Below are 20,284 nucleotides of genomic sequence, written 5' to 3' on the forward strand. Positions count from 1 at the left end.
GCGTCATACTGCCATGGTCACGCGCGGACCATCCGGGTGGAATCGCGGAGGGTCGGGCGAATTGTCCCGGCGTGTCGCCAGAAAGACGCCGACGGTTGCGTCACAAGGGCCCGCGGTGCGCGGAAAAGCAGCACGTCGTGCCGCCCTCTTCCTGGCTGACGCGACGGCCGACAGGATCAGACGTCGCCGTAGATGCCCTCGAACACGTCGCGATAGGCGGCGGCCAGCCGCAGCCCGTCATGCTTGGCGGTGTCGTCGCCGCGCCGGACCTGGCGCATGATCACGCGTGCGCCCATGGACGCGGCAGCGGCCTCCAGCGCCGCGACGTCCTCCACGGCTGACGGGTCGGCCAGCACGGCGTCGATCCGCAGGCCGGGTGCGTGCTTGTGCAGGGCCTCCAGATGGTCGACGGCGGTGAGGCCCTCGGTCTCGCCGTTCTCCGCCGACAGGTTCAGCGTCACGCAGCGGCGCGCCCTGGTGGTGTGCAGGGCGTCGGCGAGCGCCGGCACGAGCAGGTGGACGAGCACCGAGGAGTACCAGGACCCCGGGCCAAGGACCACCCAGTCGGCGTCGAGCACCGCCTGCACCGCCTCCGGGGAGGCGGGCGGGTCGGCCGGGAGCAGACGGAGCTGCTCGATCCGGCCCTCGGTGACGGCTACCCGGCTCTGGCCGACCACGGTCTCCAGGGCCGGCTCGGGGTTCCCCGACGTGGCCGGGTGCCGGACGTCCGCCTCGACCACCAGCGGGACCGACGCCATGGGCAGGACGCGCCCGCGGGCGCCGAGCAGGCGGCCGACCCAGTCCAGGCCCTCCACCTCGTCACCGAGCAGCTCCCAGAGCGCCACGATCAGCAGGTTGCCCATGGCGTGGTTGTCCAGCTCGCCCGACGACGAGAAACGGTGCTGGAGCATCGCGCTCCAGGTGCGGCCCCACTCGGAGTCGTCGCAGAGGGCCGCGAGCGCCATCCGGAGGTCGCCCGGTGGCAGCACGTCGAGCTCGTCGCGCAGGCGCCCGGACGAGCCGCCGTCGTCGGCCACCGTCACGACTGCCGTCAGGCGGTCCGACATGAGTCGCAGCGCGGACAGGCTCGCGGACAGGCCGTGGCCTCCGCCCAGCGCGACCACGGACGGGTTCTTGCTCCACTCCGGCGCGGGGACGTCAGGCACTCCCGGGGCGTGCGGGATCATTCGCGGCCCAGGTCCCGTGCCGAGACGGAGACGAGCTGCCCGCGGGCGCGGAGTCGTTCGGCGATGGCTTCCGAGATGGCGACGGACCGGTGCTTTCCACCCGTGCATCCCACGGCGATGGTCACGTAACGCTTCTCCTCGTTGAGGTAGCCGGCGAGTACCGGCGCCAGGGCATCGACGTAGCGGTCGATGAACTCGACGGCTCCCGGGCGCGCGAGCACGTAGTCGCGAACCGGCTGGTCGCGACCCGTCAGGTGCCGGAGCTCGGTGATCCAGTACGGGTTGGCCAGGAACCGTACGTCCACCACGTGGTCCGCGTCCAGGGGTATGCCGTACTTGAACCCGAACGAGATGACGTTGACCCGCAGCACCTCGTTGATGTCGTGGGCTAGCCACGCCCGGATCTCCCGAGCGAGGTCGTGCACGGAGAGGTCGGAGGTGTCGACGCGCAGGTCAGCGCGCGCGGCCAGCGTGGCGACCACCGACCGCTCCTCCGCGATGCCGTCGAGGATCCGGCCGTCGCCCTGCAGGGGGTGCGGGCGGCGCACCTGCTCGAAGCGGCGTACCAGCACCTCGTCGGTCGCGTCGAGGAACAGGATCCGGTAGGCCACGCCGGCTTCCGTCATGTGCACGAGGACCTTGTCCAGCTCCGCGAAGAACTCCCGGCCGCGTACATCCACGACGACCGCGACCCGCTCGATGCTCGACCCCTTGGCCATGAGATCGACCAGGGGCACCAGCATCATCGGGGGCAGGTTGTCGACCACGTACCAGTCGAGGTCCTCCAGCACGGCCGCCGCTCGCGACCGGCCGGCGCCCGACATTCCGGTGATCACCAGGACCTGCGGCTCGCTGTGCTCGGGGCCGTGTGTCGCGGCCTCGACCTCGGCGATGCCGTCGGGTGCGGTGATGGGTGACGGCTCGGTGTTGCTCATGGACCCAAGCATGCCAGCGTCAGCCCTTGAGGGCGGCGACCACCGCCTCCGCCGTCTTGTCCCCCATGCCGCGCACGCTGGCGATCTCCTCGACGCTGGCGGCCTTGAGCCGCTTGACCGAGCCGAAGTGGGTCAGCAGCATCTTGCGGCGCGCCGGCCCGAGCCCCGGGACGTCGTCGAGCACGGAGGCGGTCATGCCCTTGCTGCGCCGCCTGCGGTGCTGCGTGATGGCGAAGCGGTGCGCCTCGTCGCGGACGCGCTGCAGCAGGTACAGGCCCTCGCTGGAGCGCTGCAGGATCACCGGGTAGTCGTCTCCCGGCACCCAGACCTCCTCCAGGCGCTTGGCCAGGCCGCAGAGCGCGACGTCGGTGATGCCGAGCTCGTCCAGCGCCTTCTTCGCTGCGGCGACCTGGGGCGGGCCGCCGTCGACCACCACGAGGCTCGGCGGGTAGGCGAACCGCGGCTTCTCCTCGGGGGCGTCCGCGGGCACCTCGCCGCCGGACAGCTCGGCTGCCATCTCGACGTCGCCGGACTTGAGGCGGTCGGCGAGGTAGCGCTTGAAGCGGCGCGTGATGACCTCGTGCATGGCCTGCGTGTCGTCGCGGGCGCCGTCGCCGTCCGACCCGCGGATGCCGAACGAGCGGTACTCGCTCTTGCGGGGCAGCCCGTCCTCGAAGACCACCATGGAGGCCGACTGGTAGGTGCCCTGCGTGTGCGAGATGTCGTAGCACTCGATCCGCAGGGGCGCCGACTCCAGGTCGAGCGCCTCCTGGATCTCCGCCAGGGCCTGGCTGCGGGTCGTCAGGTCACCGGCGCGGCGGGTGCGGTGCAGCATGAGCGCGTGCTCGGCGTTCTTGCGGACCGTGGCCGCGAGCTCCTTCTTGTCGCCCCGCTGCGGCACGCGCACGTCGACCCGGGCGCCGCGGAGGCCGGTGAGCCACGCGCCGACCTGATCCAGGTCCGGCGGCAGCACCGGCACGAGGACCTCGCGGGGCACGGCGTCCCGTGCCTCCGGACCGTCCACCTCCTCCGCCGACCCGTACACCTGCTGCAGCAGGTGCTCCACGAGCTCGCCGTCGGTGATGTCCTCGACCTTCTCGACGACCCAGCCGCGCTGGCCGCGGATGCGGCCGCCACGCACGTGGAACACCTGGACCGCCGCCTCGAGCTCGTCGCCCACCAGGGCGAACACGTCGGCGTCGGTGGCGTCGCCGAGCACCACCGCGTTCTTCTCCGTGGCCCGCCGCAGCGCCTCGATGTCGTCGCGCAGGCGGGCCGCCTGCTCGTACTCCATCTCGGCGGCCGCCTCCTGCATGCGCTTGGTCAGCCGCCGCTCGAACTTCGCGGTGTCGCCAGCCATGAAGTCGCAGAAGTCCAGGACCAGCGCCCGGTGGTCGTCGACGCTGATGCGGCCGACGCACGGCGCCGAGCACTTGTCGATGTACCCGAGCAGGCACGGACGACCCGACTGGCCCGCGCGCTTGTAGACGCCTGCCGAGCACGTGCGGATCGGGAACACGCGCAGCAGCAGGTCGAGGGTCTCCCGGATCGCCCACGCGTGCCCGTACGGGCCGAAGTAGCGGGTTCCCTTGCGCTTGGCCCCCCGCATCACCTGGGCCCGCGGGACCTCCTCCCCCAGGGTCACGGCGAGGTACGGGTACGACTTGTCGTCCCGGTACTTCACGTTGAACCGTGGGTCGTACTGCTGGATCCAGGTGAACTCGAGGGCGAGCGCCTCGACCTCCGTGCCCACGACCGTCCACTCGACGGACGCCGCCGTCGTCACCATCCGCTGGGTGCGCTCGTGCAGGTGCGCCACGTCCTGGAAGTAGTTCGCCAGACGCTGGCGAAGGTTCTTCGCCTTGCCCACGTAGATGACGCGGCCGTGCTCGTCGCGGAACCGGTAGACACCGGGCGCGGTCGGGATCTCTCCCGCCTTGGGTCGATAGGTAGCTGGATCCGCCATGCCCCCAACCTATGCGCTGCTACTGACACGCGGGACCGGCCCGGCGGCCGGTCCCGGGTCAGCCCGAGATGGTGAGGGGCGTGGGTGAGCAGTGCACCGGGAAGTTCACCGACCGCGCGATGAAGCACATCGCGTGCGCCTTGTGGTGCAGGGCCGCGACATGCTCGTCGGTGGCGAGCTCACCCGCGTCCGCCACGACCCTCGGGTGCAGCGTCACGTCGGTGAACGCGCCCTCGCCGCGGGCCTCGACCCGCATGGTTCCGGTCGCCGAGTCGCGGTACTCCCGCACGACCAGACCCGACTCCGCCGCCAGGTGCAGGAACCACAGCATGTGGCACTGGCTCAGGCTCGCGACGAACAGCTCTTCCGGGCTGTTCCGTGTCGGATCACCCCGGAAGGCCGGGTCTGACGATCCGAGCAGTGGTGGCTTGTGCGGCAGGTCGACCTCGTGGTCCCGTGAGAACGCGGCGTACGACGACGTACCCGTGTCCCCCGCGCCCGTCCACCGCACCGTCACGGCGTAGTCATGCGTGGCTCCGCTCATGGGGTCAGCGTAGCGGCTGGTGATCGGGATCACGTGGTCGGGAGCACTGCGCCGCTCAGGGCGGCGTGGCGGGCAGGAGCCCCCGCCGGTACGCCTCCCCGACGGCGGCCGCGCGGTCGCGCACCGCGAGCTTCCCGTAGACGTGCAGGAGATGCGTCTTGATGCTGGCCTCGCTGATGAACAGGCGGCGGGCCGCCTCGCGGTTGGACGCGCCGTCGGCCACCAGAGCAAGCACCTCGAGCTCGCGCGCGGTCAGGAGCGCGGGCGGCGGACGGCGCACCTGGCCCATGAGATGGCCGGCCGCCGCCGGGGCGAGGATCGACTCGCCCCGCCGCGCCGCCCGGACGGCGGCGGCCAGCTCGTCGGTGCTCGCGTCCTTGAGGAGGTAGCCCGTGGCGCCGGCCGCGACCGCCGGCAGCACGTCCGCCTCACCGTCGAAGGTGGTCAGGACCAGGACCCGGACGTCCGGTGCGCGCTCACGCAGCTCCGCCGTCGCCGCCACCCCGCCCAGCACCGGCATCCGGAGGTCCATGAGCACCACGTCGACGTCGCCGCGCACCGCCCGCGCGACGGCCTGCCGCCCGTCGGGCACCTCGCCGACCACGGTGATGCCCGGGTCGTCGGCGAACGCGCCGCGCAGCCCGTTGCGCACCACCGGATGGTCGTCGGCGATCAGGAGCCGGATCGGGTGCTCGACGGCGGAGCCCTCCTGTGCGTTCATGCGCTCCGCCGTCCGGCCGCGACCGCGGCCGCGGCGCCGGCCGGGTCGGCACCCGTCAGGTCGGCACCGGTCGGGTCGGCACCAGTCGGGGCGCTCTTGCCGATCGGAACGCTCACGCTGATGGCCGCACCCTCACCGGGAGCGCTCTCCACGACGAGGGTCCCGCCGACGCCCGCGAGCCGTTCCCGCATGGCCGTCAGGCCGAAGGTCGGTGTGGCCGCCTCCGGCGAGAAGCCCGAGCCGTCGTCCCGGACGTCGAGCAGGACGGTGTCGTCCAGGTAGCTGAGGGTCACCCCCACGCGGTTCGCGGCCGCGTGCCGGGCGACGTTGGTCAGGGACTCCTGGGCCGCACGGAAGAGCGCGACCTCCGCGGCGGGCGGCAGCGGCACGGCGTCACCGGTGACGTCGCAGGAGCAGGCCACACCGTGGTCCGCCGCCCAGCGCCGGGTCAGGTCGGCCAGCGCCTCCGGGAGCCGGGAGCTCACCAGCTCGCCCGGGTGCATGGACCGCACGGAGCGGCGCGCCTCGGCCAGCGAGTCCCGTGCCAGGTCGAGCGCCCGGTCGACGTGCGGCCGCGCCCGGTCCGGGTCGTGCCACACCCGCTGCGCGGCCTGCACCTGCGTGACGATCCCGGTCAGCCCCTGCGCCAGCGTGTCGTGGATCTCGCCCGCGAGACGACGCCGCTCGTCCGCCACGCCCGCCTCGCGCGCCCGCTCCACGAGACGGGTGTGCAGCCTCTCGTTCTCGGCGAGCGCCAGCTCCAGGCGGGTGACCGCGCGCTGCTGCTCGCGCTGCTGCTCCATGCCCCTGACCGAGAGGACGTAGCCGCCCGAGATCGCGACGGTCTGCACGATGACGATCAGGACGAGCATGCCGATCGATCGGAGCGTCGGTTGCGGGCTGATCGTCACGAGGTTGATGACGAGCGACGTGGCGAGCACCCCTGCGGTGACCGCCGACCACGAGCGTGGGTGGTGAGCCAGGTAGTAGGCGTGGAAGAAGCCCGCGATCACGAAGATCACGAAGTAGTCGTCGAGCGTCGCGAGCACCGCCGAGAGAGCCAGCAGACCGGCCAGGTAGACGACGGTCCCCACCCGGCCGCGGGCGAGCGGGTCGTGCCGGGTGTGGCCGACGAAGATCCACCCGCCGGCGAGCGCGACGAGCGCGAGCTGCACCATCCGGTCTGCCAGGCCGTAGGCCCCCGGGGCCGGGGCCGCGAGGCTGAGGACCAGGGGGACGAGCAGCAGGATCCAGGGCAGGGCCACGAGGAACGCCTCGAACCGCAGCCAGACGTCCGGCCCGTGCAGGTCGGCGCGCCACTGGCGCGCGGACCAGCGTCGGGGTGTCGCGTCGTCGTCCACCGGATCCCTCTCCTTCCCGTCGTGGTACATCGTGACAGGCGGCGGGTTCAGAGCACCCGCCGAGCGCCTGGGATGGCGCGCACCCCCCGTGCGGCGGCCCAGCACACGGGGAGCGCCGTGACCGCCAGCAGGGCGAACTTCGCGACGGCGGGCGCGTCGATCGGGGCGAGGAGCAGCGCGAGCAGCACGAGCACCGGCCCGTGGACGAAGTACACGGCGTAGGCGTTGTCGGCAAGGAAGCGCAGCGGTGGGCCCTGCGCGGCGAACCAGGTGCGGAACAGGACGAGCGCAGCGGCGGTGAGCCCGAGCGCGGCCGCGACGGTCGCTGCAGAGGTCAACAGCGACTGCCACGACCCTCGGCCGGCGAAGGCGACGGGGGCCGCGAACGCCACCGCCACATACACCGCCGAACCGGCCACGGCCGCGGCGGCGCCCGTCCAGGCGGCCCGCACGGTGAGCGCGTCCAGCCAGCTCCGGCGCAGCGCCAGCGTGCCGAGCCAGAAGAACGTCACGTACAGGGGCAGGTGGTCGGGGGTGGGAAGGCCCACCACGGGCCAAATCGTCTCGGACGGCACGATGATGCGCCACAGCCATACCACAGCGGTCAGGCCGGCCGCGAAGGCAACGGTCGTCCTCGGCCGGGGCAGACCCTGCGCGACGACCGGAGTCGCGGGCCGGCCGCGCCGCAGGTACCGCCATCCGGCGTAGACCAAGGACATGACCAGGAGCGTCTCGACGAACCACATGTACTGGGGCTTCGCGATGCCCAGCCACCAGCCCAGCGGAGACGTCCCGGTATCGGCCGCCGGGTAGTCGTGCAGGTTCATCAGCGGGTTCAGGACGACCACGAACGCCAGCAGCGGGATCCCCAGCCTGCGAAACCGGTCCAGGGAGAACGCCCTGGCTCCCTTCCGATCGACCGACCCGGGTGCGAACAGGCCCGAGATCGCGAAGAACGCGCTCATGAACCACATCTGGTTCACGACCAGGAACAGGAGGAGCAGGATCGAGGTCGGACCGCGGTCCGGTTCGCTATAGGGCCATACGGCTAGGGGGCTGTAGACGACCGCCGCGTGGTGCAGCACCACGAGAACGGTCAGCCAGAGACGGAGGTTGTCCACGTACGCCAGGCGGGGCGCGGCCGGTGTGCTCATGCACCCAGCGTCGCCCGGTGCGGGGCGGCGCGGATCAGCCGCCGGGCCCACCGATCGGCGGATGTCCGGTCAGCCGATCGGTGGATGCCCGCTCAGGCCGTCGCGCCCGCCTTGGCCTTCGCGGGCCGCTTGGTTGCCGGCTTGCGCTTGGCCGACCCGTTCGCCGGCGCGAGCACCGGGGTCTCCCCCGCTCGCGCGTGCCCGTCGAGGATCTCCGCGAGGTACGTGCCGGTGTGGCTCTCCGGAACGGACGCCACCGCCTCCGGCGTACCCTGCGCCACGACGTTGCCGCCGCCGCTGCCGCCCTCCGGACCCATGTCGATGACCCAGTCGGCGTTCTTGATCACGTCGAGGTTGTGCTCGATCACTATGACGGTGTTGCCCTTGTCCGCCAGCGACTGCAGCACGCCCAGCAGGCGCCGGACGTCCTCGAAGTGCAGGCCGGTGGTCGGCTCGTCGAGCACGTAGGCCGAGCGCCCCGAGGAACGCTTCTGCAGCTCCGCCGCCAGCTTGACGCGCTGCGCCTCGCCTCCGGAGAGCGTGGGCGCCGGCTGCCCGAGCCGCACGTAGCCGAGGCCGACGTCGACCAGCGTGGACAGGTGCCGCGAGATCGCGGGGAAGGCCTTGAAGAACTCCGCGGCCTCCTCGATCGGCATGTCGAGGACGTCGGCGACCGTCTTGCCCTTGAAGTGCACCTCGAGCGTCTCGCGGTTGTACCGCGCCCCGTGGCAGACCTCGCACGGCACATAGACGTCCGGCAGGAAGTTCATCTCGATCTTGATCGTGCCGTCACCCGCGCACGCCTCGCAACGCCCGCCCTTGACGTTGAACGAGAACCGGCCGGGCCCGTAACCCCGGACCTTGGCCTCCTCGGTCTCCGCGAAGATCTTGCGGATGCGGTCCCAGACTCCCGTGTACGTGGCGGGGTTCGAGCGCGGCGTACGACCGATCGGCCCCTGGTCCACGTGGACCACCTTGTCGAGCTCGTCGAGACCCGTCACGCGACGGTGCCGCCCCGCCACCCGGCGTGCGCCGTTGAGCTGGTTCGCCATGACCGTGTAGAGGATCGAGTTCACGAGCGTGGACTTGCCGGAGCCGGAGACACCCGACACGACGGTCAGCACACCGAGCGGGAACGACACGTCGACGTCGCGCAGGTTGTTCTCGCGCGCGCCCACCACCGTGACCTGCCGGTCGGGGTCGACGGCCCGCCGCTCGGCCGGCACCGGGATCGAGCGCCGCCCGGCCAGGTACGCGCCCGTGAGCGAGTCCTTCTGCTCCAGCAGGCCCGCGTAGTCACCGGAGTGGATGACGTCGCCGCCGTGCTCGCCCGCACCCGGGCCGATGTCCACGATCCAGTCCGCCGCACGGATCGTGTCCTCGTCGTGCTCGACGACGATCAGCGTGTTGCCGAGGTCGCGCAGGCGCGTGAGCGTGTCGATGAGGCGACGGTTGTCCCGCTGGTGGAGCCCGATGGACGGCTCGTCCAGCACGTACAGCACGCCGACCAGGCCGGAGCCGATCTGGGTGGCGAGCCGGATACGCTGCGCCTCCCCGCCGGACAGGGTGCCCGCCGGGCGCTCGAGCGTCAGGTAGTGCAGCCCGACGTCGAGCAGGAAGCCCAGTCGCGCGTGGATCTCCTTGAGCACCTCGGTGGCGATCTGCGCCTCGCGGACCCCGAGCTCGATGCCCTTGAGGAACTCCGCGGCCTCCCCCACCGGCAGGCGGCTCACGTCGGCGATGGACAGCCCGCCCACCTTGACCGCGAGCACCTCGGGCTTGAGCCGCGCGCCGCCGCACGTGGGGCACGGAACCTCACGCATGTAGGCCTCGTACTTCTCCTTGGACCAGTCGGAGTCGGTCTCGCGGTGCCGACGCTCCAGGAAGGTCACGGCGCCCTCGAACCCCGTCGAGTACTGCCGCTCGCGGCCCCAGCGGTTCTTGTACTTGACGTGCACCTTGTGGTCGCGCCCCCGCAGGATCGCTTCCTTGGCGCGCTCCGGCAGGGCTCGCCACGGCACGTCCATGGAGAACTTCATCTCGTCGGCGAGCGCGGTCAGCACGCGCTCGAAGTACTCGGACGACGTCTGCGCCCACGGGGCGACCGCGCCACCGCGCAGCGTCTGCTCGTCGTCCGGCACCAGGAGGTCGGGGTCGACCTCCAGCCGGAAGCCGATGCCCGTGCACTCCGGGCACGCGCCGTAGGGCGCGTTGAACGAGAAGGTCCGCGGCTCGATCTCGTCGAGCGTCAGGGGGTGCTCGTTGGGGCAGGCCCGCTTCTCGGAGAACTTGCGGGTGCGCCCAAGGTCGTCGATGTCGGCGTCGACCAGCTCGATCATCACGAGGCCGTTCGCCAGGGTGAGCGCTGTCTCGACCGAGTCCGTGAGCCGGCGCTGCACACCCTCGCGGGACACGAGCCGGTCCACGACCACCTCGATGTCGTGCTTCAGCTTCTTCTCCAGCGCGGGCGGGTCGGTCAGCTGCACGACCTCGCCGTCGACACGGGCGCGTGAGAAGCCTTTGGCCTGGAGCTCCTTGAACAGGTCCGCGTACTCGCCCTTGCGGCCGCGCACCACGGGCGCCAGCACCTGGTAGCGCGTGCTCTCGGGCAGCTCGAGGATCTGGTCCACGATCTGCTGCGGCGTCTGCGACTGCACCTTCTCGCCGCACACCGGGCAGTACTGGGTGCCCGCGCGCGCGAAGAGCAGGCGCAGGTAGTCGTAGACCTCGGTGATGGTGCCGACGGTGGAACGCGGGTTGCGGTTGGTCGACTTCTGGTCGATCGACACGGCCGGCGACAGGCCCTCGATGAAGTCGACGTCCGGCTTGTCCATCTGGCCCAGGAACTGGCGCGCGTACGCGGACAGGGACTCGACGTACCGGCGCTGACCTTCGGCGAAGATCGTGTCGAACGCGAGCGACGACTTACCGGAGCCCGAAAGCCCCGTGAAAACGATGAGCCGATCCCTGGGCAGGTCCAGAGAGACGTTCTTGAGGTTGTGCTCTCGGGCTCCCGAGACGACGAGACGATTGCTCACACAGGCATCCTAGGGCGCCCCACTGACATTCGCACGCCTGTTCTATGAACGAACCTGACGGACTCGTCACACCCCGCAAAGGTTCGGCCCGGGGTCAGCGCACGGCCCGGCCACCGGGCACGCCGGCCCGCCGCACCCGAGCCTGCAGGTCCAGGGCGCGCAGGAGGTCCTGCTCGTGCGCGTACGACCCGTCGACGAGGCGCCGCCGTACGTCCACGACCTCCTGCGCGTACTCCGCCGCCGTGTCGAACGTCTCCAGGTCGAGGTGGACGGAGACCATGTTCGACAGCGCGGCCGCCAGCCCCGGCAGGTGGAGATCAGGACTCCGGCGCGCCAGGTCCCTGCGCACGCGCACGGCCTCCGCCGTCGGCTCGATGCCCTCCTCCGAACGCCCCGCGTCGATGAGGGCGGCCCCGAGGTTCAGCAGCGCGTCGGCAAGGTCGGGCTCGAAGCGGTCCGGGTCTCTCGTAGCCAGCAGCCGCAGCTGGGCGACGGCCTCCTCGGTGGGCGCGACGGCGTCGGCGGCCCGGCCCAGCTCCGAGAAGAGCACGCCCAGGTTGGACAGCGAGCGCGCCAGGTACTCCTCGCCGGGCTGCCCCTCCTCCGCCAGGCCACGCCGGATCGCCACCGCCTCCTGCTCCAGCGGCAGCGCCTCCTCCGGCTCGCCGGACCGGGAGTGCGTCACCGCGAGGTTGGAGAGGGAGGCCGCCAGCATCCGGCGGTACCTGGTCGGGTTCTCGCGGACGAGCCGGCGGCGCAGCAGCACCGCCTCCCGCTCGATGGCTATCGCCTCGTCCAGGTCACCGAGCCGGGAGCGCACGGCACCGAGCGACGCGAGGGTGTAGGCCAGGGTCCACGTGTGTGCGACAGGATTCTCGCGGGCGAGCTCACGCCGGAGGGCGACGGCCTCGTCGAGCGGCCCGATCGCGTCCCGGTCCCGGCCCAGCGCGGCATACGCGTTACCGAGGTTCGTCAGCGCGAACCCGAGCTGCGGCCGGTGCCGCTGGGCGGCCTGCAGCACGAGCCGGCGGCTGATGTCCACCGCCTCCTGCGCGCAGGGAAGGGCCTCCTGGGGGCGGCTCTCGGTCAGGGTCACCGCCCGGTTGGACAGTGTCTGCGCCAGCGGAACACCCCACTGCCGGGGGTCGCGGGCCACGAGGGTCCGCAGGATCGGGATGACCTCGGCGTTCCGCGCCTCGTGCTCCTGGGGATGCCCGGTCTCGACCAGGCTGACGGTCAGGCTGATCAGGGTGCGGGCCAGCTCGGGCTGCACCCAGGTCACGTCCTGCTCCGGTGCCGCACGACACAGCTCGAGCGCCTCGAGCTCCAGCCGCAGCGCCTCCTGGGTCAGTCCGGCGCCCCAGTGCGCGGTGCCCAGCGTGTTGATCGCGTCGATCAGTCCCGTGCGGTACCGGTCGAGGTCCCCTGCCGCGAGGCGCCGCCAGGCGGCGACGGCGCCGTCCAGGGTGTCGAGCGCCTCCGCCAGCCGGCCCGACTCCTTCAGCGCGGTGCCGAGGTCGAGCAGCGCCTCCGCCCGGCCCACCGCGTCCCGCGCCACCACGACGGCCTGCTGGCCACGGTGGACGTCGTCAGCGGTACCACCGAGCAGGCTGCGCTGCTTGAGCAGGAACATCGTCCGCAGCGCGCGCGGGTCGTCGCCGCAGGAGTCGGCGGCACGCCGGAGGAGCTCGCTCGCCAGCGCGGCAGCCCCTGGCTGCTCCCCCAGCTCGACCTCCACGCGACGGGCGACGCGCACCACCCGCAGCGCCGTCTTCCGGGACAGGCCCCACGTGCACGACCCGACGAGGGCGACCGAGCGGCCGAGCCGGTCGACGACGAGCAGGTCGCCGATGCGGTCGTGCCCGGCCGCGCTCGTACCGAGTCCCACGACGGAACCCTGCAGCCCGAGCAGCCAGCGTGCCCCTGCGCGGCCAGGGAGCCCCGGGACCACCCGGCGCAGCACGTCGCGCGCGCTCGCCGCATCGTCCGCGCCGAGCAGGCACGCCGCCGCCACGACGTCCTGGACCTCGTCGATGGTCAGCTCCAGCCCGGCCTCCCGCGCCGACCAGGCCCAGGAGCTCGCCGCGACCTCGAGGAGCGCGCGCACCGGGTTGGGCTCGTTCGCCGGGACGGGCGTCCCCGCCGCGTCGAGCGCGGCCAGGGCGGCGGCAGCGTGCAGGTCGACCACGCGGGTGGCACCGGCCGACTCGGGCGCGCGCACCGCGGCCACGCCGGGGCTCTCGACGCCGAGGTGCTCGGCGAACGCGGCGACCGCGGCATCCAGCACGACCTCGTCCGGCAGTCCGGACGCCAGCGGCAGGTCCAGGGCGGTCTGCGTCGCGTCGCTACGGTCGATCTGCGCCCACAGCGTCGAACCCCAGCGCAGGCGGCGCAGCCACTCCCCGGCGACGCGGGCGAGCAGCAGGACGCGGGTGCGGCCGTGGGCAGGACGGCCCAGTGCGTCGAGCATCGCGCCGAGGCCGAGCCTGGTCGCCGCGTTGTCCACGACGAAGAGCACGTCGCCCTCCGGTCGCGCGCGGACCGTCGGGACCTCCTTGCCGCGCGGCACGGGGACGACGGTCCAGCCGGACGTGCTCATCCGGTCGCCGAACTCGTACGCCAGGCGGGTCTTGCCGAAGCCGGCGGGGGCGATGACGAGGCGCAGCCGGATCGCGGCGTCGTCCTCGGCCCAGGCACGGAGCTCGCCGAGCTCCTGCTCGCGACCCAGGAACGGCACGACGGCCTGCGCGGGGTCGAGCAGCGCGGTCGGCCACCGGACGCCGTCCGGCAGCGGACCGTCCGGAGCATCGGCGAGCGGGCCGCGGCGTACCGCTGTGCGGGCGGCCCGGACCGCGGCAGCCAGCCGGGTCGACATCTCCGAGACCACCACGATGGCAAGTCAACCGGACGAACGTCCGGGACTGCAAGAGGAACGGGTGAACTGACTCACGCCGTTAACAATGCAGAACGCGCACGACCAGCGCCACCCCGGCTCCCCAGGCCCTGGTGAACGCAGGTATCTCGGCCACTGCTCCATCCCGGTTCGAGCGCAGTCCTCAGATCTCGAACCGCTCGACGTCGCGCATCTTGTTGGTCGCGTCCAGCGCCGCGACCTTGTACGCCTCGGAGAGCGTCGGGTAGTTGAACACCGTGTCCACCAGGTGGTCCACGGTGCCGCCGGTCGTCATGATCGCCTGGCCGATGTGGATGATCTCGGTGGCGCCCGTCCCGAACACGTGCACGCCCAGCACCTTGCGGTCCTCGGTCGAGACGAGCAGCTTGAGCATGCCGTAGGAGTCACCGACGATCTGCCCGCGCGCCAGCTCGCGGTAGCGCGCGATCCCCACCTCGTACGGGACGCCCGCCGTGGTGAGCTGCCCCTCGGTGTCCCCGCAGTACGAGATCTCGGGGATCGTGTAGATCCCGATCGGCTGCAGCTCCAGCAACGACGAGACCGGCTCGCCGAACGCGTGGTACGCCGCGAGCCGCCCCTGCTCCTGCGAGGTCGCCGCGAGCGCCGGGAACCCGATCACGTCGCCGACGGCGTAGATGTGCTCGACGGCGGTGCGGAACTGCTTGTCGACCTGGAGCCGCCCGCGCTTGTCCGCCTCCAGCCCTGCGGCGGCCAGCTCGAGCCCGTCGGTGGAGCCCTGCCGCCCGGCGGAGTAGAGCACGCAGTCGGCCGGGACCCGTTTTCCGGAGGCCAGTGCGGTGACCGTCCCGTCGGCGCCTGCAGTCACGGACTCGACGGTCTCGCCCAGCCGGAACGTGACCGACAGGTCGCGGAGCTGGAACTTGAGCGCCTCGACCACCTCGGAGTCGCAGAAGTCGAGGATCTTCTCGCGCGACTCGACGACGGTGACCCGCGTTCCGAGCGCGGCGAAGACCGACGCGTACTCGATGCCGATGACGCCGGCACCGACCACGACCATGGTCCGGGGCACCTCGGTCATGTCGAGGATGCCGTCGGAGTCGACCACGCGGGCGCCGTCGAACGCGATGTTCGCGGGCCGTGCGGGCCGGGTGCCGACCCCGATGACCACCTTGTCGGCGGTGAGGCGCCGGACGACGTCGCCCTCGGCGTCCGTCACGTCGATGTCGTGCGGCCCGGCGAACCGGGCGCTGCCGACCACGGTCTCGACCTGGTTGCGGGCGAGCTGGCTGCGCACCACCTCGATCTCGCGTCCGATGACGTGCTGCAGGCGGGCGAGCAGGTCCTGGACGGTGATGCGCTCCTTGAGCCGGTAGCTGGAGCCGTACACGTCCCGCATCTGCAGCCCGGTCAGGTAGAGGGCGGCTTCGCGCAGGGTCTTGGACGGGATGGTGCCGGTGTGGAGGCTCACCCCGCCGACGTTGTCGCGCCGCTCGACCACCGCCACCCGCTTGCCGAGCTTGGCGGCGCCGATCGCGGCCTTCTGACCACCGGGGCCAGAGCCGATGACGACGAGGTCGTAGTGGTTCTCACGTGCATCCATGGTCCGAGTGTGCCGGTGCGAGCGGCGTGTGACGAACTACTTCATCAAGAATTAACCGGTCATGGCAGGCTGACGCCCATGAGCACCTATGCCGTGAGCTACACCTATACCGACGACGTGGCGACCCGTGACGAGGTCCGCCCCAGCCACCGCGAGTTCCTGCTCGGGCTCAACGCCGAGGGCGTGGTCCGTGCCTCGGGCCCGGTCGACGGAGGAACCGGGGCCCTGGTGATCGTCGAGGCCGAGTCGGCGGACGCCGCGCTGGCGATCCTGGACGCCGACCCGTTCACCGTCCGCGGTGTCATCGCCGACCGCGGCGTGCGTCAGTGGGACGTGGTCATCGGGGGCCTGGCCGAGTAGGCGGGACGGCCGCAGCCGGCCGCTGGCCAGGACCGTTTTCGCCCACTACTCCACCATTTGAAGATTTTTACGTCAACATCACGTTGAAGGCATGGCGTGTGGCTCTTCGTGGTGCCCATGATGCCGGTTCCGACACTGCCGACTACGTTCGGGGAGGCACGGCATGACCTCTGTCGACTGCACATCGGTGGCCTACGAGGAGATCGGCCCGCACATCTGCGTGAAGCCCCCGTACTACGCGCTCGATGACCTGGCCAGCCCCGCTCCGGGGCTGGCCGGCGCCATGGTTCCGGTCCAGACGCCCACCGGGCGTCAGGCAACCCTGATCAACGTGGCGGAGGCGGGGCGGCACCTCGCCATCCTCGGCCTCTGCGCCGCCGCGACGACCAATCCGAGCACCAGGCAGCACTACTACCTCGCCCACCGCGGCGTCGGGCGCATGTACCCGCCCGTCGGGTCCGTGGGCGCGCTGCGCGGGACCGCGAGTGCCCGCATGACCGGCCGCAACCGTGCGGTCGCCGAGACCGAGCTGCACGACGCCGACGGTAACCTGGTGGCGCGGCTCGACCTCGAGTACCTCGTCCTGTCGGTACCCGTGTTCCGCCGTCTGCTGGGTACCGCAGCGGAGCCCGACGCGACCGAGCCGGCCAACCCGTACAGCGCGGCGGCCCCGCTGGTCGACGTGGCCGCCGACGCCCGCAGCGGTACGGCCAAGCTGGCCGTGGAGTCGTCGATGTGCCGGGGGCACTTCGATGGTTTCCCGGCGCTTCCCGTGTCCGTCGCCGGCTACGCCACGTTCGCGCTCTTCGACCACGTCCTGAGTGCCGCCGCAGGACCCGACGCCCGGTGGCAGCCCGGCGTCTACCGGCTCCAGGCCGATCATCTCGCCGAGGCGGGTCAGACCTGCACCGTCGACGTCGAGCCGTCGGCACCCGCCGAGCCGGAGCTGCACGACCACGCGTTCACCGGGACGCTCCGGTCCGGAGACCGGAACATCTTCTCGATCCAGCTGGACTACAGCTTGGTCTGACACGTACGGCTGACGGACAGCGGGCCGACGGCCGCGTCACCGGGGTGGCGCGGCCGTCGGCCTGCTGTACGTCTGCCGGCGCCCCGGTCAGGTCCTTACTTGGCGGCCTCCACCCGGTCGTCGTGCGCCGACTTGATGAGGCTGGCGACCGTGCCGACCACCAACGACACGATGATCACCGTGAGCGACAGCCAGATCGGGATCTCGGGCGCCCAGTGGAAGCCCTCGCCACCGTTGATCCAGGAGATCGAGTTGGTGTGCAGCGCCTCGAGGATCAGTTTGATGCCGATGAAGCCGAGGATCGCCGACAGTGCGAGCGGCAGGTACACCAGACGGTCGAGCAGGCCGCCCAGCAGGAAGTACAGCTGGCGCAGGCCCATCAGCGCGAACAGGTTGGTGCTGAACACGATGAACGGGTCCTTCGTGATGCCGAAGATCGCGGGGATCGAGTCCACCGCGAACAGGACGTCCGTTGAACCGATCGCCAGGAACACGATGATCATCGGCGTGAAGAGCTTGCGGCCGTCGACGGTCGTCCGCAGCTTCGCGCCGTCGTACTGGTGATGCAGGGGCAGGACCCGCCGCATCATCCGGATGAGGGCGTTCTCCTTGTAGTCGTCGTGCTCCTCGGGCTTCTCGGGGATCGCCTGCTGGATCGCCGTGTAGATCAGGAACGCACCGAAGATGTAGAAGAGCCAGGTGAACTGCTCGATGAGGGCGGCGCCCGCGAGGATGAACGCCGCGCGGAAGATCAGCGCCATGATGATGCCGACCATGAGCACCCGCTGCTGCTGCTCACGCGGTACCGCGAACCGGGCCATGATGATCACGAACACGAACAGGTTGTCGACGCTCAGGGAGTACTCCATGAGCCAGCCGGCATAGAACTCCGCGGCTGGAGTGGCGCCTCCGACGCCCCAGACGATCCCGCCGAAGATCACAGCGAGCCCCACGTAGAAGCTCACCCAGAGGGCGCTCTCCTTCATGGACGGGATGTGCGGGCGACGCCCGACGATGAGGAGATCGGCCACCAGCAGGACGAGCATCGCCCCGAGTGCGACTGCCTCAAAGGTCACGGGTAGTTCGTGGACCATTGTTTCCTTCCAGAACAGGGAGGAACGCGCGACCGCATCGAGCCTCCGGTGTGTACAGCAGGGCACCGGAGGTCTTCCTCGCCCGCCCATGCACCAGCCTGGCCGAAACCAGACGCTGACGCACGACGAGCCGGCCAGGCCGAGCTGACGTCATCGGCAGCTGTGATGACGACCAAGCCGTTTCGAGGTACTCCCCTCCAACGGAGGGAAGCATACGGGACGCCAGGTTTGTTCCCGAACATGACGTAGGACACCGCACCCGGCCGGCCCGGCCGCACGGGTGGGGGCTACGCCGTCGCCGCCTGCATCTGCCGCAGCTCCTTCTTGAGCCCCGAGATCTCGTCCCGCAGCCTGGCCGCCACCTCGAACTGCAGCTCGGCGGCCGCCGCGTGCATCTGGTCGGTGAGCTCCTGGATGAGCTCCGCCAGCTCGCTCGCCGCGGCACCGGCCAGCCGGTTACCCGACGTCGCGCCTTCCTTCGGCGAGCCGGGAACGCGGGCACCCGCCCGGCCCTCGCCCTTCGCCTTGCGGGCGTTCCGGTACCCGCCGGCCAGGAGCTCCTGGGTGTCCAGGTCCTCACGGGCGAGCATGTCGGTGACGTCCGCGATCTTCTTGCGCAGCGGCTGCGGGTCCAGGCCGCGCTCGGTGTTGTAGGCGACCTGCTTCTCACGACGCCGGGTGGTCTCGTCGATCGCCATGCGCATGGCCGGGGTGATCTTGTCCGCGTACATGTGGACCTGGCCGGAGACGTTACGGGCCGCGCGGCCGATGGTCTGGATGAGGGACCGCCCGGAGCGCAGGAAGCCCTCCTTGTCGGCGTCGAGGATCGCCACCAGGGACACCTCGGGCAGGTCCAGGCCCTCGCGCAGCAGGTTGATGCCCACCAGCACGTCGTACTCGCCGAGCCGCAGCTCGCGCAGGAGCTCGACGCGGCGCAGCGTGTCCACGTCGGAGTGCAGGTAGCGCACCCGCACGTTGCGCTCCAGGAAGTAGTCGGTGAGGTCCTCGGCCATCTTCTTGGTCAGTGTGGTCACGAGCACGCGCTCGTTCCGGTCCACCCGGTCGCGGATCTCGCCGAGCAGGTCGTCGATCTGCCCGGTCGTCGGCTTGACGACGATCTCGGGGTCGATCAGCCCGGTGGGACGGATCACCTGCTCCACGACGCCGTCGGACAGCGAGCGCTCGTAGTCGCCGGGAGTGGCCGACAGGTAGACCGTCTGCCCGATGCGCTCGGTGAACTCCTCCCACTTCAGCGGGCGGTTGTCCATGGCGCTCGGCAGCCGGAAGCCGTGGTCGACGAGCGCACGCTTGCGGGACGCGTCGCCCTCGTACATGGCACCGATCTGGGGCACCGTCTGGTGGGACTCGTCGATGACGAGCACGAAGTCCTCGGGGAAGTAGTCGAGCAGCGTGTTGGGCGCGGTGCCGGGTTCGCGGCCGTCGATGTGCATCGAGTAGTTCTCGATGCCGCTGCACGTGCCGATCGAGCGCATCATCTCGATGTCGTACGTGGTGCGCATGCGCAGGCGCTGCGCCTCCAGGAGCTTGCCCTGCTTCTCCAGCTCGGCCAGGCGCTCCTCCAGCTCCTTCTCGATGCCGCCGATGGCGCGCTCCATGCGCTCCGGACCCGCCACGTAGTGCGTGGCCGGGAACACGTAGATCGACTGCTCGGTGCGCACCACGTCGCCGGTGAGCGGGTGCAGCGTCTGGATCGACTCGATCTCGTCGCCGAACATCTCGATCCGGATCGCGAGCTCCTCGTACACCGGGATGATCTCGACGGTGTCGCCGCGCACCCGGAACGTGCCTCGCGTGAACGACATGTCGTTGCGCGTGTACTGCATGGTCACGAACTGGCGCAGCAGCTGGTCGCGCTCCACGACGTCGCCCACGTCGAGCCGGACCATCCGGTCCACGTACTCCTGCGGCGTGCCCAGGCCGTAGATGCACGAGACCGAGGCCACCACGATGACGTCACGCCGGGTGAGCAGCGACGACGTTGCGGAGTGCCGGAGCCGCTCCACCTCGTCGTTGATCGAGGAGTCCTTCTCGATGTAGGTGTCCGACTGCGCGATGTACGCCTCGGGCTGGTAGTAGTCGTAGTACGACACGAAGTACTCGACCGCGTTGTTCGGCAGCAGCTCCCGGAACTCCGTGGCGAGCTGCGCGGCCAGGGTCTTGTTGGGGGCCATGACGAGGGTCGGTCGCTGCAGCTTCTCGACGAGCCAGGCCGTCGTCGCCGACTTGCCGGTACCCGTGGCGCCGAGCAGCACCACGTCCTTCTCGCCCGCCTGGACGCGTTCGGTCAGGTCGGCGATCGCGGTCGGCTGGTCGCCTGCCGGCTCGTATTCGGAGATGACCTCGAAAGGGGCCACCGTGCGCTGCAGATCGGTCACGGGTCGCATGTGACTACGGTACG

At 71.0% G+C, this 20,284-nt stretch carries 14 protein-coding genes; 2 read left to right on the top strand and 12 right to left on the bottom strand.

The genetic code is table 11. The features are described 5' to 3' along the window. Positions 1-176 precede the first annotated feature (176 nt). The 10 genes from yvcK to sthA all read right to left on the bottom strand — a co-directional run bounded on the left by yvcK (position 177) and on the right by sthA (position 15,381). Complete coding sequence (gene yvcK, locus AB0F40_RS14270; RefSeq protein WP_357468295.1) at positions 177-1,187, bottom strand: uridine diphosphate-N-acetylglucosamine-binding protein YvcK; 1,011 nt, start codon at positions 1,185-1,187, stop codon at positions 177-179. Next, entirely contained in the window at positions 1,184-2,122 is a 939-nt protein-coding gene (gene rapZ / locus AB0F40_RS14275; RefSeq protein ID WP_357468298.1) for an RNase adapter RapZ, read from the bottom strand. Before rapZ ends, yvcK begins: the two co-directional genes overlap by 4 nt. 19 nt (positions 2,123-2,141) lie before the next feature. Continuing rightward, a complete protein-coding gene (gene uvrC, locus AB0F40_RS14280) occupies positions 2,142-4,088 on the bottom strand; it encodes an excinuclease ABC subunit UvrC (RefSeq protein WP_357468301.1) in 1,947 nt (648 codons plus the stop codon). A gap of 58 nt (positions 4,089-4,146) precedes the next feature. Beyond that, positions 4,147-4,632, bottom strand: a complete 486-nt coding sequence (locus tag AB0F40_RS14285; protein ID WP_357468304.1) for an OsmC family protein — start codon at positions 4,630-4,632, stop codon at positions 4,147-4,149. A gap of 55 nt (positions 4,633-4,687) precedes the next feature. Then, positions 4,688-5,353, bottom strand: a complete 666-nt coding sequence (locus AB0F40_RS14290) for a response regulator transcription factor (RefSeq protein WP_357468308.1) — start codon at positions 5,351-5,353, stop codon at positions 4,688-4,690. After that, complete coding sequence (locus AB0F40_RS14295; RefSeq protein ID WP_357468310.1) at positions 5,350-6,714, bottom strand: sensor histidine kinase; 1,365 nt, start codon at positions 6,712-6,714, stop codon at positions 5,350-5,352. Before AB0F40_RS14295 ends, AB0F40_RS14290 begins: the two co-directional genes overlap by 4 nt. Positions 6,715-6,761: 47 nt before the next feature. Continuing rightward, positions 6,762-7,868, bottom strand: a complete 1,107-nt coding sequence (locus AB0F40_RS14300; protein ID WP_357468313.1) for an acyltransferase — start codon at positions 7,866-7,868, stop codon at positions 6,762-6,764. Positions 7,869-7,960: 92 nt separating this feature from the next. Next, positions 7,961-10,906 carry an excinuclease ABC subunit UvrA gene (gene uvrA / locus AB0F40_RS14305; RefSeq protein ID WP_357468316.1) on the bottom strand — a complete coding sequence of 982 codons (2,946 nt, stop codon included), beginning with the start codon at positions 10,904-10,906 and terminating at the stop codon, positions 7,961-7,963. Positions 10,907-11,000: 94 nt separating this feature from the next. Continuing rightward, positions 11,001-13,796: a tetratricopeptide repeat protein gene (locus tag AB0F40_RS14310; protein WP_357468319.1), complete on the bottom strand. Its 2,796-nt coding sequence runs from the start codon at positions 13,794-13,796 to the stop codon at positions 11,001-11,003. A 166-nt stretch (positions 13,797-13,962) separates the two neighbouring features. Continuing rightward, positions 13,963-15,381, bottom strand: coding sequence for a Si-specific NAD(P)(+) transhydrogenase (gene sthA, locus AB0F40_RS14315; protein WP_357468322.1), 1,419 nt, complete (start codon positions 15,379-15,381; stop codon positions 13,963-13,965). Positions 15,382-15,459: 78 nt separating this feature from the next. On the opposite strand from sthA, the gene AB0F40_RS14320 reads away from it, so the two are divergent. Together AB0F40_RS14320 and AB0F40_RS14325 are read left to right on the top strand one after the other, a co-directional pair. After that, positions 15,460-15,741, top strand: a complete 282-nt coding sequence (locus AB0F40_RS14320) for a YciI family protein (RefSeq protein ID WP_357468325.1) — start codon at positions 15,460-15,462, stop codon at positions 15,739-15,741. A 163-nt stretch (positions 15,742-15,904) separates the two neighbouring features. Next, positions 15,905-16,771, top strand: a complete 867-nt coding sequence (locus AB0F40_RS14325) for a hypothetical protein (RefSeq protein WP_357468328.1) — start codon at positions 15,905-15,907, stop codon at positions 16,769-16,771. A gap of 95 nt (positions 16,772-16,866) precedes the next feature. On the opposite strand, the gene AB0F40_RS14330 is transcribed toward AB0F40_RS14325, so the two are convergent. Continuing rightward, positions 16,867-17,865 (bottom strand): TerC family protein, encoded by a 999-nt coding sequence (locus AB0F40_RS14330; protein WP_357468331.1) that lies wholly within the window; start codon positions 17,863-17,865, stop codon positions 16,867-16,869. A gap of 287 nt (positions 17,866-18,152) precedes the next feature. Continuing rightward, positions 18,153-20,270 (bottom strand): excinuclease ABC subunit UvrB, encoded by a 2,118-nt coding sequence (gene uvrB, locus AB0F40_RS14335; protein ID WP_357468334.1) that lies wholly within the window; start codon positions 20,268-20,270, stop codon positions 18,153-18,155. Between the last annotated feature and the right edge of the window lie 14 nt (positions 20,271-20,284).

The organism is Promicromonospora sp. NPDC023987 (assembly GCF_040639055.1).
In the GTDB taxonomy this organism is placed as follows: domain Bacteria; phylum Actinomycetota; class Actinomycetes; order Actinomycetales; family Cellulomonadaceae; genus Promicromonospora.